This is a genomic window from Kribbella sp. NPDC005582 (genome assembly GCF_040605415.1).
Classification (GTDB): domain Bacteria; phylum Actinomycetota; class Actinomycetes; order Propionibacteriales; family Kribbellaceae; genus Kribbella.
Map to the genome: position 1 here is coordinate 20,561 of NZ_JBEXCU010000004.1, position 14,288 is coordinate 34,848.

6 protein-coding genes are annotated in these 14,288 nt (G+C 67.3%); 3 read left to right on the top strand and 3 right to left on the bottom strand.

The genetic code is table 11. The features are described 5' to 3' along the window. Positions 1 to 7: 7 nt before the first annotated feature. Complete coding sequence (locus ABZS29_RS23370) at positions 8 to 562, top strand: GNAT family protein (RefSeq protein WP_355464478.1); 555 nt, start codon at positions 8 to 10, stop codon at positions 560 to 562. After that, positions 559 to 1,275, top strand: coding sequence for a Sir2 family NAD-dependent protein deacetylase (locus ABZS29_RS23375; RefSeq protein ID WP_355464480.1), 717 nt, complete (start codon positions 559 to 561; stop codon positions 1,273 to 1,275). The genes ABZS29_RS23370 and ABZS29_RS23375 overlap by 4 nt, the downstream gene beginning before the upstream one ends. Here the strand turns inward: ABZS29_RS23375 and ABZS29_RS23380 are convergent. Together ABZS29_RS23380 and ABZS29_RS23385 are read right to left on the bottom strand one after the other, a co-directional pair. Beyond that, positions 1,268 to 4,003, bottom strand: coding sequence for a beta-N-acetylglucosaminidase domain-containing protein (locus ABZS29_RS23380; RefSeq protein ID WP_355464482.1), 2,736 nt, complete (start codon positions 4,001 to 4,003; stop codon positions 1,268 to 1,270). The genes ABZS29_RS23375 and ABZS29_RS23380 overlap by 8 nt on opposite strands. Further along, positions 4,000 to 7,557, bottom strand: coding sequence for a glycoside hydrolase domain-containing protein (locus ABZS29_RS23385; RefSeq protein WP_355464484.1), 3,558 nt, complete (start codon positions 7,555 to 7,557; stop codon positions 4,000 to 4,002). The genes ABZS29_RS23380 and ABZS29_RS23385 overlap by 4 nt, the downstream gene beginning before the upstream one ends. Before the next feature lie 164 nt (positions 7,558 to 7,721). On the opposite strand from ABZS29_RS23385, the gene pulA reads away from it, so the two are divergent. After that, complete coding sequence (gene pulA / locus ABZS29_RS23390; protein WP_355464486.1) at positions 7,722 to 13,364, top strand: pullulanase-type alpha-1,6-glucosidase; 5,643 nt, start codon at positions 7,722 to 7,724, stop codon at positions 13,362 to 13,364. Here the strand turns inward: pulA and ABZS29_RS23395 are convergent. Next, a complete protein-coding gene (locus tag ABZS29_RS23395; protein WP_355464488.1) occupies positions 13,357 to 14,256 on the bottom strand; it encodes a diacylglycerol kinase family protein in 900 nt (299 codons plus the stop codon). The two genes, pulA and ABZS29_RS23395, sit on opposite strands and share 8 nt — an antisense overlap. Positions 14,257 to 14,288: the final 32 nt, after the last annotated feature.

The window sequence follows — 14,288 nt, forward strand, 5'->3', positions numbered from 1 at the left end:
CCGCCGGGTGAATGACTTCTCGTTCAAGCCGACACTGACCGGTGAGCTCGTCGTACTGCGGCCGGTGACCGAGGACGACTACCCCGCACTCGCGGTGGCGATGGATGACCCGGATGTGGCTCGGCTCACCGGCAGTCACGGCGAGATCGGCGAGGAGAAGGCGCGCGAGTGGTACCGGACGCGGCAGGACCAGCCCGACCGGCTGGACCTGGCGATCGTCGACAAAGCGTCGGGGCGGGTCGTCGGCGAGGCGGTGCTCAACGACTGGGACCCCGACAACGAGTGCTGCAACTTCCGGATCCTGATCGGGCCGGAGGGTCAGGGTCGCGGGCTCGGCACTGAGGCCACCCGGCTGATCGTCGGCTACGGGATCGAGGAGCTCGGCCTGCACCGGATCAGCCTCGGCGTGTACGCGTTCAACCCGCGCGCGCAGCGGGCCTACGAGAAGGCCGGGTTCGTCGTCGAGGGTGTACTTCGGGACGCGTTGCGGTGGGACGGCGAGTGGATCGACGAGGTGGTGATGTCGGTCCTGGCGACGGACTGGCTACAGTCCAAAGCGTGATCGACGCCGAACATATCGCCGTACTGACGGGCGCAGGCATCTCCACGGCCTCGGGCATCCCGGACTTCCGCGGGCCGCAGGGCGTGTGGACGAAGAACCCCGCGGCGCAGGCGATGTTCGACATCGACGAGTACGTCGCCAGCCGGGCGGTGCGGGTGGAGGCGTGGAAGTTCCGGCTCGCCGCACCGGCGTGGACGGCCGAGCCGAACGCCGGTCACCACGCACTGGTCGAGCTGGAGCGTCAGGGCCGGCTGACCGGTCTGGTCACGCAGAACATCGACGGGCTGCATCAAAAGGCCGGGTCGTCGCCGGAGCTGGTTCACGAGCTGCACGGCACGGTCTGGTTCGTCGACTGCCTGCAATGCGAGCGGCGGATCCCGATGGCCGACGTACTCCCCCGGCTGGAGGCAGGTGACGAGGACCCGGCGTGTGAGGTCTGTGGCGGCATTCTGAAGTCCGCCACGGTCTCGTTCGGTCAGTCGCTCGATGTGGCCGTGCTGGAGGCCGCAGTCGCTGCCACGGAGGCGGCTGACGTGTTCATCGCGATCGGCACCTCGCTGCAGGTCTATCCGGCCGCCGGCCTGTGTGACATCGCTCTCAAGGCCGGCAAGCCGCTCATCATCCTCAACGCGCAGGAGACGCCGTACGACGAGGAGGCGACTACAGTGCTGCGGACGCCGATCGAGACGACGCTGCCTGCGCTGTTCAGCTGATCACGTCCCACCCGGTCCAGGCGGTTCCGAACGCGGACTGGTGCGCGGTGGCAAGGTTGCCGTCGGCATCAGTCGTGAAGGCCGTCCCAGCTCCGGTCACACCGTCGACGATCCGGACGTCGGAGTACACGCGCACCTGATCGGTCAGCCAAGCGTTCTTCCAGTCGCCGCCCGGAGCCGTCTGCCACATGGTCCAGCCGCGGTCGTCGGAGCCGCGCACCGTCAGTGTGAGACCGCCGGTGTTGTCCAGGTGCGCGCGCGGGTTGCCCTTGGCCGTGATCTCGCCCAGCCGGACCGGTCCGGTGAACTCTGCGCCGCGAGTGCGCTGCCAGCTCGTATAGACGGCGTCGTCCGGTCCGCGGTAGATCGCACTGAACGTGCCGGCGTAGCCCATCACCAGCTCCGGGTCGGAGGCGATGGAGCCCGGCAGCTGGACCCATGGGCGCCAGGTGCTGCCGACGCTCCACTGCCAGCTGTTCTGCAGCTTGTTGTTGGTGTCCCGCACCACCATGACCAACAGACCGTCCAGGTTGACGTCGACCGCCGGCTTGCCGACCATCGTGACTCCACTGATCCGGTCGACCAGCCAACTGCCTTCCCGCTGCCAGATGGTCAGCGGCACGCCATCGGTGCCGCGGACGAACAGACTGATCAGACCGTCGTCCGCAACCACCGCAGCCGGGTCACCGCCGACGACGAGGTCGACCACGATCTCCCAGGCGCCCCAGTCACCACCGGGAGCGGTCTGGCGGCTGGTCCGGATCCGGCCGTCGGTTCCGCGCACGAACGCAGTGAGCCCGCCATCACGCCGTACGACCACCTCTGGCTCGCCTGCTGCGTCCACCGGCCACAGGTTGACGAGCGGGTCCCAGCTGCCGCCCGCTGTGCGCTGCGATGCGCTCTTGATCAGACCGTTGCCGGCGCGCTGGAACACGGACAGTGCGCCATTGTCGCGCCGGACCACGTCACTCCCCCGGGCCACGCCCGCCAGGTCGAGCAGGTCATCCAGACTGCCCAGGACTGCGAGCCGGAACGACGTGTTCGCCTCGTTCAGCCCGGCTTGCATCTCCTCGCGCCGAGCCCGGTAGCCGCCGATGTCACCGGCGGCCTTGGCCTGGAGCGCTCGAACCGCGGCGATGCCGGCGCGACTCCTGCGTTCGGTCCGGGCCAGCCATGGCTCGGAGTCGGAGACGAACGACACATTGCCGAGGCTCGCTCGCAGCTCCGCCGGGGCGGCTGCCAAACGATCCAGGTACGCCGTCAACGCCGCCGCTGGCGCGGTGAGGTCCCGACCGGCGCGGTAGGCGTCGATGAAGGCGCGCACGAGCGGACTGAGTCGTGCGGACGGATCACTGGTCAGGGCGGAGCCCGTGTTGACCTCGGCGTACCGGCGGAGGGCGTCCGCCACAGGTCCGCCGAGTTCGGTCAGCATCCGCGTCCAGGCTGCTTGCGGGTCGTAGGCGGTGGGGTTCCAGGCGAACTCGCCAGCCGTACCGAGAGCGATCAGTGACGGCTCCGCCTCCTGCATCTCGTTGATCAGCAGTCCGGTCGCGTACTGCGTCAGTCCGGCGTCCCGCCCGACCAGGGGGCCGAGGTGTTGCGTCATCGGGGCGTAGTCGTTCACCGGATAGTTGTCGAAGATCAGCAGCTTCCGGCCGCCGAATGAGGCCGACGCCGCGGCCGCATCCTCGGTGGTGATCTTCGGTGCGACCACCTCCGACCCCGTCCAGAAGATGTCCACGTCGGTCGGGATCAGCTCCGCGAACCGGCTCCGGTACGGCGGCTTCTGGGACGCGTTGCCCCAGTAGTCGGTCGGAACCGTGACGAGCCGGGCGCCGGGGTGTGTCTTGACGAACCGGTTGTACACATCGTTGACGACATGTGCCTGCGCCGCCGCCAGCGGACTGGGATCGCTCATGAAGGTACGTGCGTCCTCGAGGCAGCGGAACTTGCCGCCGACGTCATCCCAGCCGACCGAGAAGACGCGCTCACCCAGGTCCCACAGCTGCTGGTAGCGGGCGATCAGTGCGTCCTTGTCGACCTGGCGCACGTGGCAGATGCCGTACTCCTCCTTGACGTTCGCCTCGGGGTTGACCCGGTAGATGAACTCCACGTGGTTCGCCTTGGCCCGTTCGATCGCCTCCCGGATCCGGTCCACGTCCGCACCGGTGTAGAGCTGGCGCCAGGCCGCACCGGCGGTGTGGGGATCGCCGCTGACCGTGTACTGGAAGGCGTTCAACCGATGGCGGCCCATGAAGTCGAGATGCCGCAACAGGTCGGCCTGCTTCCACGGCTGACCGTAGAACGACTCCATGCCGCCGCGCAGCGCGAACGCCGGCTCGTCGACCACAGCGACGCTGGGCACTGCGGCAGAGGCGGTCAGCTGCGCGAGCGTCTGCGCACCATAGAACGTCCCAGCGGGATCTGCGCCGACCAGGACCGCCAGCCTCTCCCCCTGGTAGGTACCGATGCCCAGGACATAGCCGCCGGACTTCAGCCCGGCGGCGGTCGGCATCGACCAGGCGGCCAACGCCCCGGCGGCGCGCGCACTCGGCGTACCGGTCTCTTTGAGTACGGCGAGCCCAGCGGCCGGTACGTCGTCTCCGAGCCGCCGGATCGACTGTGGTGTCGGAGTGATGGTGGGCAGCTCTCCGGCCGCGGTGGCCGGAGTAGCTGTCGTGAACAGGCTTGCTACGAACGCGCCAACCAGCAGCAGCCGGAGCTTCACCACTGGTCCACGACCGGTACGCCGGTTGCGTCCGCCTGCCAGTGGGTCAGGGTGTCGGTGGCCGACTGGGCGAAGACGTGCTGCTGGTTGTTGTAGACCGAGGCAAGCGGGTCGGAGAGGACCTTGCCACCCCAGTTCGCGAACTGGATCTTGTCGGTCGGCTGGTCCCACCACCAGTGGTACAAGGTGCCGTCGGCGCCTCTGGCGACCACGTGCTGCTGGTTGCCGTAGCGATAGCCGGCCGGAGTGCCCTGGAAACCCGCAGGTGCACCGGTCCACTTGTCGGTGTGGAGCCCGTCGCCAGGGTCTGCGAACCAGTGGAACAGTTGTCCGTCGGCTGCCTTGGCGAACGCATGCAACTGACCGTCGTAGGTGAAGGTGGTCGGGTCGGAGTACGCCTCGCCACCCCAGGCCTCGACCTGCGGCGCGGGCGCGTCGGCCTTCCACCACCAGTGGTACAAGCGGTTGTCGGTGCCCCGCGCCACCACATGCAGCTCGTCCCGAGCTGCGAAGGCAGACGGCTTACCTGCAATCGGTACGGGTGCTTTGGGCCAACTGTTGAGCTGCTGACCACTCGCGGCGTCCCACGACCAGTGCGTCAGACCACCGTCCGCCGAGCGAGCGAACACGTGGCGCTGGTTACCCCAGACCACCGGTGCCGGATCGGAGTAGGCCTCGCCACCGAGGTCAGCTGTCTGGACCGCGGTCTGTCCTTCGGTCCAGGACGAGTTGATCAAGGTGTTGGTCTTGCTGCGCGCGAAGACGTGCTGCTGGTTGTCGAAGGCGATGCCGACCGGTTTGCCCTCGACCGGGCCGCCCGGCCACACATCCCGTTCGACACCGATCCCCGGGGAGTACCACCGGTGCTGGAAGTCCGGTGTGAACACGTGGTTCTGGTGCTTCCATACGAACGCCCCGGAGCCCGGCGGCTCCTCCGGTCCGACGGCCGAGCCGGCGCCGTACACCTCCAGCTCGTCCATCAAGGTCACCGTGCCGGGATCCGTGCCCCGGTGATTGAACGAGATCCGCACCCAGCGCGCCTGGACCGCGGGGAACGCCAGGTCGTACCAGACCTTCGACTGCCCGGCCGGGTCGATACCGGTGACCGTCTTGCGAACGGTGTAGTTGGTCCCGTCCGTACTGGTCAGCACACTCAGCTCGTCCGGGCGGTAGTGCTGGTACTCCTCGTAGGCGTGCACCTTCGCCTCGGCGACCCGCTGCACCGAGCCGAGGTCGATGGTCATGTCGGTGTAGCGGTTGCTGTTCTTGATCGTCTTCCACCCGACACCGCGCTTGTCCGACCAGTCGTCGCCGATCTGGCCGTCGGTGAGCTGGCGACCGCCCTCGTCCGGCTGGTCGTCCGGAGCGGGCACCAGCCCGTACGTCTTGCCGGCCGCCAGGTTCGCCTGGCCCAGCCGGTGCCCGGAGACCTCCAGGGAGTTCAGCTGGTACGCCGAGCTTCCGCCGGTCACCTCGAGTCGCAGGTACCGCGCTTTGCCGACGAACCCGATGAAGTCGTCACCGCCGTCACCAGTGGTCGTCGAATAGGCATCCACCCAGTTGGTGCCGTCGTACGACGTCTTCAGGCGGTAGTTGCCGGCGGCAGCGGCGGACCACTTGAGGTGGACACCGTCCAGCCGGCTCTGGTTCCGCAGGTCCACCTGGAGCCACTGCGTCCCGACCTCCGGCCGCCAGCCGGTGGCGTCGTTTCCGTCGACCGCCTTGCTCGCTTCGAACCCGGTGCCTGCAGACGACGAGCTGGTCGCGGCTTTGTCGCGTGCGTGGTCCTGCGCGATCACCGGGAGCCCCGCCGCCGCGTCCAGTGCCATCCGCCGGATGCGCTGCTGGAAGGTGGTGTCCATGACGTACTTGTCACCGCGCTGCGCCATGCTCGTCGCGAGTTCCTTGGCCAGGCCGGCGTTGCGCTTGCCCAGGATGTTCAGGACTTCCCAGTCCTCGATGCCGTCGCGCAGTGACTCGTAGCGGGGCGAGGACTCGAAGGTCAGCCGGGCCGGATCCGGCCGGACGATGTAGCCGTCTCCCTTACCGCCCTGGTCGTTCATCTTGTACTGCCAGTTCATCCAGGCCCAGTGCAGGTAGCCGGTGACACCGCGCGAGTAGGCGTACCACATGGTCATCCGCTGGTGCCATTGCGGCTGGTCGACGAACCTGTTCAGGAAGTTCCCGGCCGGACCGATGCAGTTGTACAGCCAGAGCTGCTTGCCCTTGTCGTCCCGTTCCTTGTCGTACACGTCGCGGTGCCGGTCGTACTCGTCGAGGATGGGGATCATCACGTCGGCTTCCTTGGCCTGATCCACGCCCATCCAGAGGAAGGCGTCGCCGATCTTCACCTCAGGCCAGCGAGCGCGGATGATGCGCTCGATGGTGAACCACGTCGGGCTGCCGGACTCGTCGGAGACGTGGTGCCACCACATCTTGTCCCAGCCCTTGCTGATCAAGTGCGCGCGCAGTGCGGGGAAGAACTGGTCGTTCCACTTCGTGGCCGGCGCGGAGTCCCAGTCCACCCAGCTGAAAGAGGCCTGCTGCGTCCCCGCGTCGGTCTTCCCGAGCACCTCGGTCAAGAACTTGCCCTTGGGCCGGTTGGGGTCGTACCAGGGCGACCTGGGGTCGTCGTGCGGCCCGTTCATCGTGAAGCCTTCGAGGCGCTTGATGTGCCCGGCCCGCATGATCCGCTCGACCACCTGGTCGAAGCGCGTCCAGTTGAACTGGTAGTTCCCCGCACTGTCGACCACGCTGCCGCCCTCGCGGAGCAGGTGGATGACGGGCAGCTGCAGGCTGTTGCCGCGGTACTTGGCCTGCATGGCGGCGTAGTTGTCGACGATCTGCCACCAGCGGTCGTCGTACCGCTTGACGTTGTAGTACATCTCGACGGTGTCGCCCGCGCCGTGGTCCCACGACGACGGGCCGAGCATGTTGTGCCACAGGACGTTCGTGAACTCGCTGTCCTTCGTCGGCGGGATCAGGACATCCCGCACGTTCGCCGTGATCGGCACCTGGATATCGCCGACCGTGGTCCGGACGGTGACAGTGCCGGTGTACAGCCCACCGGCGGCCGCGGCCGGGATGTAGGCGCGGATCCAGATCGACTGGGTGCTGTTGGGCTCGACCGCGATCGTCGGATCGTTCCGCAGCCGGTCCGGGAACAGGCCGGCCCCGGTCCGCAGCAGCGGGGTGACGGGCGAGTTGTAGTTCAGCGACTCGTAGTCGACGAAGTTGTAGCTGAGGTTCGCCGCGTCGATCGACCCGGCCGGGCCGCTGAGTACGCTGAAGCCGACACCGGTGATCGTGAACGCCTGGGACCGGCGTACCACGATCTGAGCGCCCTCGTAGTCGTTCCGGGCGGTGTCCAGCAACAACTCCTGGTCAGACTCGTCGGACGGCCGACTGTCGCGGAAGACCGAGGTGTAGGCCGACTCCGTCCACACCGACAGGCCACCGGCCGAGGGGCGGACGGCCTGGGCAGTTGGAGTCTGAGCGGTCGGCGTGAGCAGGCTCGCACCGAGCGCAGCGACCAGTATCCAGCGCAACTTCATGGGGACATCCCTTTCAGGGCGGGCGGGGATGCGACCAGGAAATACCGGTATAGACCCAACCGCAAACCTTTCGATCAGGGCTGTCGGTTTTGTGACGTTCGAAGCCTTCCCCACCTCAGGACCGCGGGCTAGCGTCCCGGAGACCGGCACTGGAGGGGACTGCGATGCGTGGGTTGAGGCGATGGGCGGCGGGGTTCGCCGCGGCGGCGATGGTGGCGACGGGGCTGGGGGCTCCCGCACAAGCACAGGTGACTGCGGAGCGAGTGATCACACTGGCCGGCTCACTGCAGAGTGAGCTGGGCTGTCCGGGCGATTGGGACCCAGCCTGTACGGCGAGCAGCCTCGGTACGGCGGCGCCGTACACGAAGGTGTTCGACGTACCCGCCGGGTCGTACGAGTACAAGGTGACCGTCAACGGCGGCTGGGACGAGAACTACGGCGCGGGCGGCGTGCTGAACGGACCGAACATCCCACTGCGGATCGAAGGCCCCGCGAAGCTGTCGTTCAGCTACGACGACAAGACGCATGTGGTGTCGGTGCGACCCGTGGACCTGGCCGGGACCGCGGTGACAGCGGCCGACAAGGCGCTGGCGTCACCGAGTCTGCGGCAGGACCTCACCAAGGAGCGGTTCTACTTCCTGATGGCGGACCGGTTCGCCAACGGCGACAAGAGCAACGACTCCGGCGGTCTGACCGGCGACCGGCTGCAGACCGGCCTGGACCCGACCGACAAGGGCTTCTACCACGGTGGTGACCTCACCGGCGTGATCCAGAAGCTGGACTACATCAAGGCGCTCGGTACGACGTCCATCTGGCTCACGCCGTCGTTCAAGAACCGGCCGGTGCAAGGTACGGGCGCCGATGTGAGTGCGGGCTACCACGGCTACTGGATCACCGACTTCACCCAGATCGACCCGCACCTGGGCACCAACGCGGACATGAAGCGGCTGATCGACCAGGCGCACGGCAAGGGGATGAAGGTCTTCTTCGACATCATCACCAACCACACCGCCGATGTGATCGCCTACCAGTCCGGTCAGTACGGCTACATCCCGAAGTCGACCTCGCCGTACAAGGACGCGGCCGGGAACGTCTTCGACGACAAGGCCTATGCCGGTGGTGACACCTTCCCGCCGCTGGACCGCAACACCTCGTTCCCGAACGTGCCGGTCTTCAAGACACCGGCCGACGAGACCGTGAAGGTCCCGGCCTGGCTGAACGACCCGACGCTCTACCACAACCGCGGCGACTCGACCTTCGCCGGCGAATCCGCGGAGTACGGCGACTTCGTCGGCCTGGACGACCTGTTCACCGAGCAGCCCCGGGTGCGGGACGGCATGATCGACGTCTACAAGACGTGGGCGGAGCTGGGCATCGACGGCTTCCGGATCGACACGGTCAAGCACGTCAACCTCGAGTTCTGGCAGAAGTTCTCGCCGGCCGTACTGAAGGCGGCGCGCGATGCCGGATCCAAGAAGTTCTTCATGTTCGGCGAGGTCTACGACGCGGACCCGAAGTTCATGTCGACGTACACGACGGCTGGTGCGCTGCAGGCGACGCTCGACTTCGGGTTCCAGCAGAACGCGGTGACGTTCGCCAAGGGTGACCCGGCCACGAAGCTCCGCGACTTCTACGCGAATGACGACTACTACACCGATCCGGACTCCAACGCGTACCAACTGCCGACGTTCCTCGGCAACCACGACATGGGGCGTGTGGGCACGTTCCTGAAGCAGGGCGGCGCTAACGGGCCGGAGCTGCTGGCACGCGACAAGCTGGCGCACTCGCTGATGTACCTGACCCGTGGCCAGCCGGTTGTGTACTACGGCGACGAGCAGGGCTTCACCGGTCCGGGTGGCGACAAGGACGCGCGCCAGGACATGTTCGCTACCAAGACAGCGGACTACACCGACGACGAGGTGGTCGACGGCACCGGTACGACGACGATTGGCAGCAAGGACCGGTACGACGTCAGTGCGCCCATGTACAAGCACATCGCGGCACTGGCGAAGCTCCGGTCGCAGTACCCGGCTCTGGCGGACGGACGGCAGGTGCACCGGTACTCGTCGAACGCCGGAGGCCTCTACGCGTTCAGCCGGGTCGGTGCGGACAACCGCGAGTACCTGGTCGTCGCCAACAACGCGACCACGGCCAAGTCCGCGACGATTCCGACGTACGGGCCGAACACCTGGCTGCGGCCGATCTATGGCGGCTCCAAGCTGGCCCGGACCGACCGTGAAGGGCGAGTGCTGCTTAGCCAGCCGCCTCTGTCTGTGACTGTCTACGAAGCGTTGAGCAGGGTGCCGGCGCCTTCGACGGCACCGGCTGTGTACCTGAGCTCACCCGAGCCAGGTGGCGTGGTCGGTGGTCGTGCTGAGATCAGTGCGGCCGTTCCGGCCAACACTCCGGTCACTGTGACGTTTGGCTACCGCCCGGTCGGTACGTCGGCCTGGCAGCGACTCGGCTCTGACGACAACGCGCCGTACCGGGTGTTCCAGGACGTCAGCGGTGTGCCGAAGGGGACGCTGCTCGAGTACCGCGCCGTACTGCGTGACTCGGCGGGTCACTACTCGGTGTCCGGCTCGTACGGCGTGGTCGGCGACGCACCGAAGGCCGGAGGCGGTGGTGACACAGGACCGGTCGTCCAGCCGGCCAATGTGAGCGTGCCTGGTGATCACAACAGTGAGATGGGTTGTGCGGCGGACTGGTCGCCGGACTGCGACCAGGCACAGCTGACGCTCGACCCGAAGGACAAGGTGTGGAAGGGCACCTACACGATCCCGGCCGGTGAGCACGCGTACAAGGCGGCACTGAACAAGAACTGGGACGTCAACTACGGTGCCGGCGGCAACCAGAACGGCGGCAACATCTCGTACACCGCGCCGGCCGGGCCGATGTCGTTCTACTACGAGCAGGGCCGGCACTTCGTGACCTCCACCGCGGAGGGGCCGATCATCACGGTGCCCGGCTCGTTCCAGTCCGAGCTGGGATGCCCGGGCGACTGGGACCCGTCCTGCATGCGACCCTGGCTGACGGACGCCGACGGTGACGGCACCTACACCTGGTCGACGAGTGAGATCGGAGCGGGCAGCTATGAGGCGAAGGTCGCCCACAACCTGTCGTGGGACGAGAGCTACCCGGCACAGAACATTCCGATCGTCGTACCGGGTGACGGACTCGTCGTCACGTTCTCGTACGTGCTCGCGACCCACACGCTCACGGTGACGACCGCCAAGCCCGGCGCCCAGCCGGACCTGAGTCAGGCCAAGGCCTACTGGTTGTCGCGCGACACCCTCGCCGTACCGGCGGTGGCGCATCCGGAGCGGTCTCGCTGGCGGCTGCACTGGTCGACAACCGGTGGGCTGAAGGTCGACGCGGACGACATCGGCGGTACGTCGGTGGGGCTGCGCTACGACCCGGTTGAGGTACGGCCGGGCTACACGACGCTGCGCCTCGGCGCGGCCGACGTACGGAAGATCTTGACCGGACAGCTCGGGCTGGCGCAGTACGACGATGCCGGGCGGTTGCTGGATGCAACCGGCGTACAGATCCCTGGTGTGCTCGACGATGTGTACGCAAGTGCCGTCAGCAACTCCTACGGCGTGACCTGGCGCTCCGGTCTGCCCACGTTCCGGTTGTGGGCGCCTACTGCGCAGAGCGTCGCGCTACTGGTCGGATCACAGCGTGTGCCGATGCAGCGAGCTGACGACGGCTCGTGGTCGGTCCGGGGGCCGCGGTCGTGGAAGAACGCGTCGTACCGGTACGAGGTGAAGGTATATGCGCCCAGCACCGGCAAGGTGGAGACGAACGTCGTCACCGACCCGTACTCGGTCGCACTGACCACCGACTCGGCGTACTCGGTCGCGGTGGATCTGAACGATCCTGCGGGCAAGCCTGCGCTGTGGTCGAACACTGCGGCACCCAAGCTCGCGCAGCCGGTCGACTCGACGATCTACGAGCTCCACGTCCGGGACTTCTCGATCAGCGACCCGACTGTGCCGGCTGCCCATCGGGGGACGTATCTGGCCTTTGCGGACAACGGCAACGGCACCAAGCACCTCAAGCGGCTTGCGGAGGCTGGGCTGAACACCGTCCACTTGCTGCCGACCTTCGACATCGCCTCGATCCCGGAGACCGGTCAGCAGACGCCTGCGTGCGATCTGAAGTCGCTACCGGCGGACTCCGAGCAGCAGCAGGCCTGTGTGACTGCAGTGGCGGCGAAGGACGGCTTCAACTGGGGCTATGACCCGCTGCACTGGCTCGCACCGGAGGGTTCCTACGCGACTCAGAAGGACGGTCTCGCCAGAGTCGCCGAGTTCCGCACCATGGTCGGTGGACTGCACCGGTCCGGGCTGCGCGTCGTACTGGACCAGGTCTTCAACCACACACCTTCGGCTGGGCAGGCTCCGACCTCCGTGCTGGACAAGATCGTGCCCGGGTACTACCAGCGACTGAACGCGAGCGGTGCGGTCGAGACCTCGACCTGCTGCAGCAACATCGCGACCGAGCACGCCATGGCCGAGAAGATCATGGTGGACGGCACTGTGAGCTGGGCACGCAACTACCGCGTCGACGGCTTCCGCTACGACCTGATGGGGCACCACACCAAGGCGAACCTGCTCAAGGTGCGGGCCGCGCTCGACAAGCTGACGCTGGCCAAGGACGGTGTCGACGGCAAGCGCATCTACCTGTACGGCGAGGGCTGGAACTTCGGTGAGGTCGCCAACGACGCCCTGTTCGTTCAGGCCCGCCAGGGCAATCTGGGCGGCACCGGAATCGGCACCTTCTCCGACCGGCTCCGCGACGCGGTCCGTGGCGGCGGTCCGTTCGACGACAACCCGCGCGTGCAGGGCTTCGGCTCCGGAGCAGCCAGCGACCCGAACGGTGACCCGATCAACGGTTCGGCGGCGGACCGCGCCAAGCGGCTCGCGCACGACACCGATCTGGTCCAGCTGGGTCTGGCCGGCAACCTGCGGTCGTTCAGCTTCCGCTCCGCCGAGAGCGGCGCGACGGTGCGCGGTGACGGCGTCGACTACAACGGCTCCCCCGCCGGGTACGCCGACCAGCCGGACGAAGTGGTCACGTACGTCGATGCCCACGACAACGAAACGCTCTGGGACACGCTGACGTACAAGCTGCCGACCGGCATGCCGATGGCAGACCGGGTCCGGATGAACACGCTGTCGCTGGCGACCACCGCGCTCGCGCAGACACCGTCGTTCTGGCATGCGGGCGCGGACATGTTGCGCAGCAAGTCGCTGGACCGGAACTCGTACGACTCCGGCGACTGGTTCAACACGCTCGACTGGACCGGCGCCGACAACGGCTTCGGGCACGGTCTGCCGCCGAAGACGGACAACGAGGCGAAGTGGCCGTACATGAAGCCGCTGCTCGGCAATGCGGCGTTGAAGCCCAGCGCAACCGACGTACAGACTGCGTCGGCGGCCGCTGCGGATCTGTTGAAGCTGCGCTTCTCCACACCGCTGTTCCGGCTCGGTTCGGCGGAGCTGATCAACGCCAAACTGAGCTATCCGCTGAGTGGTTCGACACCTGGCGTGGTGACGATGCGCATCGACGACACTGTCGGTCCGAACATCGACCCGACGCTCAAGGGCGTTTTGGTCGTCTTCAACACCACAGGTGCAGCTGTGACGCAGACAGTGCCCGGACTGGCCGGGCAGTCGGCAGCACTGTCGCCGGTGCAGGCCAACGGGTCTGATCCAGTGGTGAAGCAAACGACGTGGACCGCCGCGACCGGCACAGTGCAGGTGCCGGCCCGGACGGTCGCCGTACTGGAGATCAGGTAGCCGGAACTCGAACCAGGACAGAAGCGGGATCGACCTCGGCGACCAGCACACGGCCGGGGTCGATCGTGTCGCCGTCGAGCTCCCGGCGGGCGGTCTCGTCTGTCCTGAGCTGGATCCGGCGGCCGGTGAACCGCTCGAGGTGGCGCTCGCGCCAACGCTTCACGACCAGGCCGAGGACCAGACGCGGCCAGTGGCTGACCCGGCGCGGCGCCAGGACGACGAGGTCGATGATCCCGTCGTCCGCACGGGCGTCGGGCAGCAACGGGATGTTGGCCTGCAGCGTGCCGACGTTGCCGATCACCACCGTGCGGGCCCGGCGCCGAACCGGTGGCCGGTCGTCGATCGTGATCTGGACCCGGATCACCGGATGGTTGAGGTGCTTCAGGGTCGAGATCACGTACGCCGCCCAGCCGACGCGCTTCTTCAGTTCGTCCGGGGCGTCGTCGATGATGGCCGCGTCGAGCCCCACCCCGGCCATCACCAGGAACCGGTCGTCGGGCAGGTCGCCGGAGATCAGCACACTGTCGATGCGTTGCTCGGTGCCATCCAGTACGTCGTCCAGCGCGGTCTCGAGGTCGAGCGAGATGCCGAGGTTGCGGGCCAGCAGATTGCCGGTGCCGGCCGGCAGGACGGCGATCGGGATCTCGCTCCCGGCGAGCTCGGCGCAGACCACCCGGACGGTCCCGTCACCGCCGGCCACCACCACGAGGTCGACAGCGGCCGCGATCGCCTCCTGCGCCATCGCGGCGCCGGCGTCGTCGGCGGTGGTCTCGAACCAGGAGATCTTCTCGACGCCTCGTGCCTCGAGGGCGTCGGTGACGGTCCGGCGGAACGTATCGAGGTCGACCTGCTTGATCGGGTTGACGATCACGGCCGTGTGCGAAGAACTCAACTGAATTTGTCCGTCCGGGAAGATAGCGTGTC